Annotated in this window: 4 protein-coding genes and 1 pseudogene; 2 read left to right on the top strand and 3 right to left on the bottom strand. The window is 63.2% G+C overall.

All coding sequences use genetic code 11. The features are described from left to right. A partial coding sequence (locus H8A95_RS41285; RefSeq protein WP_229188212.1) for a DJ-1/PfpI family protein occupies window positions 1-305 on the bottom strand: 305 nt, incomplete at its 3' end. A gap of 206 nt (window positions 306-511) precedes the next feature. On the opposite strand from H8A95_RS41285, the gene H8A95_RS41280 reads away from it, so the two are divergent. Beyond that, window positions 512-1,153: an HD domain-containing protein gene (locus tag H8A95_RS41280; RefSeq protein ID WP_229188211.1), complete on the top strand. Its 642-nt coding sequence runs from the start codon at window positions 512-514 to the stop codon at window positions 1,151-1,153. 45 nt (window positions 1,154-1,198) lie between these two features. On the opposite strand, the gene H8A95_RS41275 is transcribed toward H8A95_RS41280, so the two are convergent. Continuing rightward, entirely contained in the window at window positions 1,199-4,570 is a 3,372-nt protein-coding gene (locus H8A95_RS41275) for a DEAD/DEAH box helicase (protein ID WP_229188210.1), read from the bottom strand. 107 nt (window positions 4,571-4,677) lie between these two features. Next, window positions 4,678-5,136: an SRPBCC family protein gene (locus H8A95_RS41270; RefSeq protein ID WP_229188209.1), complete on the bottom strand. Its 459-nt coding sequence runs from the start codon at window positions 5,134-5,136 to the stop codon at window positions 4,678-4,680. Window positions 5,137-5,213: 77 nt separating this feature from the next. Here H8A95_RS41270 and H8A95_RS41265 point away from each other — a divergent pair. After that, a pseudogene (locus H8A95_RS41265) lies at window positions 5,214-5,685 on the top strand (adenylate/guanylate cyclase domain-containing protein); the annotation flags it as partial.

Here is a 5,685-nt window from a genome sequence, read left to right as displayed (position 1 = left end):
CGCGCGGGCGCCCCGCGCAGCCACTGCGTCAGTTCGGGATCCGGCGCGGCGTCGGGCAGGCCCGGCCCGCCCGCAACCAGCAGAATATCGAATTTCTCCGTTGCCTCGTCGAAGCAGAGGTCGGCCGAAATCTTCATGCCGTTCGAAGCACGCAGCGGCTCGCGGCTGGCGCCGACCAGCACCGTCTCATAGCCGTCGCCATCAGCGACGAAACCGTTGGTCTCCGCGAATACGTCGACGGGACCGGCGACATCGAGCGCCTGAACCCCTTCGTGAATCGCGATCGCCACCTTCTGAACCGCCATACCTTCTCCCCGCCCACTGGCGCGAAACGATGTCTCGTTGGCCCGATCCGGCGGCGCGCGTCGATTGCGAGCGCCCGTCAAACCAAGCGACAAGAGCACCACGGATCACGCCACCAGGCGATCCAAACACACCGCAAGGACGGGCGTCGGCGCCTGCGTGTTCGCACGCCACGGCATCGTCTTGCCATATCGAGGAGTGTCTTGAAATGACCGAGATCATCGCCGGCATCCGCGTGCCCGACAGTGCCATGGCCCGCGCCGCCACCCAGCTGGTACGCTACACCGAGGACGATCTGCTCTACAATCACAGCCGCCGCGTGTACTTCTGGGGCGCGCTGACCGGCAAGCGCCGCAAGCTGAACTTCGATCCCGAGCTGCTCTATATCGGCGCCATGTTCCACGACATGGGTCTCACAGCTGAACATGCGAGCCCGGACCTGCGGTTCGAAGTCGATGGCGCGAACGCCGCGCGCGACTTCCTGAAGGGCTACGGCGTCGCCGAACGCGACATCGACGACGTCTGGGCCTCGATCGCACTGCACACCACGCCCGGCATCCCCGAGCATATGCGTCCGACCGTCGCGCTGGTCACTGCCGGCGTCGAGATGGACGTGCTCGGCATCGCCTATGACGATTTCTCGCACGAGCACCGCGACCATGTCTGCGTGCATCATCCGCGCGAGGCCAACTTCAAGGAAAACATCATCGACCATTTCGCCGGCGGCACCATCAAGAAGCCGCTGACCACCTTCGGCAACGTCAAGGCCGACGTGCTGGCGCTCAAGGACAAGAACTACACAAGGATGAACTTCTGCTCGATCATCCTCGGCTCGAAATGGCCGACCTAAAGCAAGGCCCGTTCGGCGTGCTTCATCGGGCCGGAGGAAGTGTATTCAATCGGAAAAGAGCGCCTGCACATCCTCCTCCGTGAGCGCGGAGCCGATGCGTCCTTCGGAATCGAATATGCTGTCGGCGAGTGCGCGCTTGCGGGCTTTGAGTTCGTCCATTTTCTCTTCGATCGTACCGGTGGCCACTAGCCGATAGACAAAAACCGCCTTGTCCTGACCGATGCGATGAGCACGATCGATGGCCTGCTCCTCGACCGCGGGATTCCACCAAGGATCGAAGATGATCACGGTGTCCGCAGCCGTCAGGTTGAGTCCGACACCACCGGCCTTCAGGCTGATCAGGAACAGGTCGGTGGCACCGTTCTGAAAGCCCTCGATGGCGCTCCTGCGGTCCTTCGTTTCACCGGTCAGCACGCTGTAGCGGATCGCGAGGGCGTCGCAGCGCTTGCGGATCAGTGCCAGCATGGAGGTAAATTGCGAGAATACGATGATCTTGCGCTTCTCGCTCAGGAGTTCCTCGACCATCTCCATCAGCCGATCGAGTTTTGCAGACGGGCGCTTGACGCCGTCGTCGAGATTCAACAGTGCAGGATCGCAGCAGGCCTGACGCATCCTGAGAAGGGCTTCGAGCACGATGATATGGCTCTTGGCCAGGCCGCGCTCCCGGATCGCCTTACGGACCTTCTCCGACATCGACAGACGGATGGCATCGTAGAGCTCCCGCTGGCCGCCATCCAGAATGATACTCTCTACGAATTCGCTTTTCGGAGGCAACTCGGCGGCCACCTCGTGCTTGGTCCGCCGCAGCAGAAAAGGCCTGATACGCTGCGTCAGCACTCGCGCGCGTCCGGCGTCGGCACGCTTCTCGATCGGAGTCCGCCAGTTACGCACGAAAGCCGCCCGATCGCCGAGATACCCCGGATTGACAAAGCTCATGATGGACCAGAGCTCGCCGAGATGATTTTCCATGGGCGTCCCGGTCAGGCAGAAGCGATGCCGCGCACGGATGCCCTGGAGCCTCCGGGTCGTCGCGGCGTTGGAGTTCTTGATGGTTTGAGCCTCGTCCAGCACTGCGATGTGCCATTCACGGGCAAGCAGCACCTCGTGATCGCGAGCGATCAGCGGATAGGTGGTGAGAACGAGATCATGATCGGAGATCACTTCGAAACTCTGCCTACGGTCTGGACCATGTAGCACGAGAACCTTCAGGCTTGGCGTGAACTTGCGCGCCTCGTTGAACCAGTTGGTCATCAGGCTTGTGGGAGCGACGACGATCGCAGGATCGGTCAGATGACCGCGCGCCTTCTCAAGTGCCAGCAACGCCAGGATCTGAACGGTCTTGCCCAATCCCATGTCGTCGGCCAGCACACCGCCCAGACTGCTTTCCCTGAGCAATTCGAGCCAGGCAAGCCCTTGCATCTGGTACGGTCTCAACGCCGCGTTGAAATCGGGCGGCAGGACCGGAACCGGCAATCCGCGGGTGCCGAGCAATCCCGCCATATGACGGAAGTTTTCTGCTCCCCTGAAGACGAATCGATCCGCTTCGAGACCGAGCAGTGGCACGATCTGTGCGCGCGAGAGGCGGATCTTCCCTGACGCATCGACGATGGTTTCGAAGGCGTGGAGCGCCAGTACGATCGGAAGGAAGCGATCGGCCGCCAATGCCAAATAGCGGCCGTCAGCCAGCGGCAGGTAGACGCTACCGCCGTCGTCCGCGAGCTCCTTGACCCTCTCGGGCGCAAATTCGGGTTGCGATAGCAGTGCCGCCAGAAGCGGAACAAAGTCGCGGCGTTCGCCGTCGATTTCGATCCCAAGCGAAAGCTCGAACCAGTCGATCCCGCTGCTCTCAAACTCCGCGTCGAACGCCTCGGATGACGTCGCAAGCCGGTACTGGAAATCGTCGTCGATGAGGATTTCGAAACCGGCCGTCTGCAGATCAGCCGCATCGACATTGAGGAAATCGAGCCAATCGGTCGGCTGCGTGAAGGTCAGATCGTAGGCGTGCACGGCGTCGAGCAGCGGAAAAGCCGATCTCGCTTGCAGCAGACCGAGACTGGCCAGGCTTGCGGTCATTGCCTTCTCTTTGGCCTTGCGTCGCGAGACGACGTAGAGGGTTCCGTCCTGGAACGACTCCACCCGGTGCGCGCTTTCCGAGCGTTCGATTTCGACCGGGCCGTAGCGGAAGCTGAGGCGGGCTACCGGTACGCGGTCGGGCATCCGATCGCCATAATAATACGCATGCGCCGCCTTGTGCCCCGACATCAGACGAAGCACCGGCTTCGGGTCCACGCCGATCTTGGTCGGGGCGGCCGCAGGCGCGGGCAGCCAGCCGGAATCCAGGCCCGGCAGCTTCTGCCCAAGGCGTTGCGCGACTTGCGCGACATGGGCATGCGGGATGGCGGGAGCGAGCAGAAACCGGCTACTCAGCCGTTCCGGAAGATTCAACCTGATCGGCGCGATCAAACCGGCAGCTTCGTCGACGTAGACCGGCGGCTCGGCATTCAGCGCTGTTGCGCCCCCGACGATTAGCGTTGGACCGATTCCGTCCCTGCTGACCTGACGCCACTCGATACGACCATCGCGCGCCTCGCCCCATTGCAGCGGCACACCGCTGTGATCGCGCCAGAACGCCCGCCCCGTCGCGACGATTTGCTTCAGGACATCGGCTGAATAAGCGCGTCGGCCGAACGTATAGCCGGACCGAAATTCGCTGGACAGCCTGACAAGGATGTCGATGTCGGAACCGAGATAGTGTTTCGGAGCACGATCGACTGAAAATTCGCCCAGAGACGGCTGTGACACCTTGCGGCCGAACTCGCCGGTCTTCAGGATTTTCACGGATACGAGCGACACGTCCATGCAAGGTACGCCAGTCCCCGACGACCTCGGCTGCAAGTAATAGAGCAAACGCTGCGTAACATCGGGCGGATAGTCCGTATCTCGCACCGACCGGCCGACTGTCTCGATCCACTCCGCGATTTGGTAGGGCAACACCGCTTCAGGTCGCGCCTCTCCGTTGCCCGCGGAGCCTCGTGACTGTTGCGATCCAGAACCGGCCGCCTGCGCAGGCGAACGCAACGCTTCAAAGAGCGTCGCGGCAACGTGCTTGCAGTTCAAGGCCATCGGGCAGGTGCATTTGCCGTCGAGATCGACCAATCGACGGCCCTCGAACTCCAGCTCGATATCGACCCTGTAGGGATTGCGTTCGGTTCCACTCACCCGCCCCTGCACGTGGGTGAGATCCTCGCTGACCTCCAACCCGGAGACTCGGCCCTGGGCACGGTAAGCAAAGGCCTTGTCCACGGCCGATCGGCTGAAGAAGCCGAGGATGTCCTTCTGTTTCAATCGCTCGGAAAGGTTCGGGAGTTCAGACATCAAGGAATGCGGTTTTTCCGCGGACACCAGCTCGAGACCCATCCACCATTAGCAGACGGAATGTGTCGGCCAAACGGCATCGTCGCCTGTCCTGCATCCACACCTTTGACCGTCGTGCACAGCGGTCGACGGACTCCCGCGGCAAAAGCCTAGCTGCCGACGGCCGGACCGCGATCCGGCCCGGGATCCCGGCCGGCGGCCACGCGCGAGAGGCGGCCCATGTAGTGCGCCCAACCCTTGTCATGGGCCGCGCACTGCTCCGCGTTCGGCAGGCCGCTATGGGTCATCCGCAGGAGCGTGCCGGCGTCCTTGCCGATCAGGTCGATCTCGATCAGGCTCGATCCCGGCGGCACTTCCGCGCCGCCTTCCCAGCCGAAGCTGTAGGCAAGGCGATGCACCGGCACGACCTCGCGGAACGCCCCGCGCGCAGCGCGGTTGCGGTCGTTGCCGAGGCCCTTGAGCAAATAGAGCCCGCCGGGATGCAGCTCGGTCTCGGCCTCCAGCCCCATCCAGCTCACGATCTTCTGCGGATCGGTCAGGAAGGCGAATACAGTTGCGGCCGGCGCGGCGATCTGGATCTCGCGTTGAACGATGAAGGCTTGAGTCATCGATCGATCCTCCATGGACGGTCGGGTTTCAGGGATAATTCGTGACAAGGGTGGCACGTCAACCCCATGATGGGTTGATGCAATTGTCCTCGACACTGAGCTGGCTGGTCGACGCCGCAGCCGAGACCGCAGGCGCCAACCGGTTGTTGGCGGACCTTGGCAGCCACCTTATCACGGATGGCCTGCCGCTTGTCGGCGGCGCGCTGACGCTCGAAGTTCCACACCCGCTGATCGCAAGGCGCACCTGGTTGTGGCGAGCCGGCAATGGCGAGGTCATCGAGGCGCTCGGGTTCGCGCCGGAACAACCCTTTGCAATGCCCGATATGGTCGGATCCGGCGACGCCGGCCGGCGCTGGCTCGGCAGCCTCGCGCCCGGCCCGATCCACGAGGATACGATCGGAACGCGACCGGACGGCCCGACCCTCGGATGGATCGGGACACATCCCTTCACGCCTGCCGAGGCGGATCGATTGCGCGAGGCGGCGCGTTTCGTGGCCGCACCGCTCGCCGCGCTCGCGGCGCGCGCGACGTTGACGGCGGCGCTGGAGG

Origin of the sequence: Bradyrhizobium oropedii (assembly GCF_020889685.1) — a bacterium.
Lineage (GTDB): Bacteria > Pseudomonadota > Alphaproteobacteria > Rhizobiales > Xanthobacteraceae > Bradyrhizobium > Bradyrhizobium oropedii.
This window is presented reverse-complemented; position numbering and strand designations above follow the sequence as displayed.